We start from the raw sequence: 804 nt of genomic DNA, 5'->3' as shown, positions 1-804 counted from the left end.
GGCCAGTGGAGCTATAAGGGCGAGCTGAACGGCGAAAAGCAGAACGGCGAGCAGATGGTGTTCGTGAAGGACAACAAGGGTAGGGTGCTGATTGTCGGAGCTGGAGACGTTGCGTTTGATGGTGAAGGCAGAGTACGTGACGGTGATATGCTGACGGTGTATGACCCTGCTACCCGCGAAATGGACTTCGTGCATGCAAAGGACGTGACACTTGAACGTACCGCGTCAAGCGAAGAGTATGCGAAGGACTATCAGCGACAGCTGGAAGAGTTGAACTCTACAGTATACGCTGAAATGCAGCAGCAGGATGGTAAGCCTAACGAAGCCTCTCTAAGCCAAACTAAGCCTGGGGAACAACCTGTGGGAGAGGAAGGTAATGAAGCCTTACTGGGCCTTTCTAAGCCGACTGAGCCATTGGGTGAGAAAGAGACTACACCTGTGGGTGAGGAGCCGGTTGCTACTCTTGCGGACGGTACGCCTGTGCCGATGATGAAGGACTCGAAAGGTCGTGAGACTGCTGACTACTCGCAGATGACACCTGAGCAGGGTGCGGAGTGGATGTCTTCGCAGTTTGGCGAGAACGCTGAGGCTGCTGTGGACGGACAGATAAAGCGAGCCGAGAAGACGCTGAAGGGTGCTGAGAAGATAAAGGTGGACTACACGGGCGACTTGAACGACGCCAAGGATGCTGAGGCTCAGAAGAAGATTGCTATTGAGGCAGCCAAAGCAGAACTGGAGCTATACACCAATATCAAGAAGGCTATGACTGAGAAGAAGGTCAAGGCTGGAATGGAGAAAGCAAGT

The 804-nt window shown here is 53.2% G+C and carries 1 protein-coding gene; it reads left to right on the top strand.

Features of this window, described 5'->3' with window-relative positions:
* On the top strand, positions 1-804 hold an 804-nt coding region (locus I6E38_RS14975), incomplete at both ends, for a hypothetical protein (protein WP_235394728.1).

The sequence above is a fragment of the Leyella stercorea genome (assembly GCF_021531355.1).
Taxonomy (GTDB): domain Bacteria; phylum Bacteroidota; class Bacteroidia; order Bacteroidales; family Bacteroidaceae; genus Prevotella.
The sequence above is the reverse complement of the archived record's forward strand: the minus strand, read 5'-3'. Positions and strand labels throughout refer to the sequence as shown.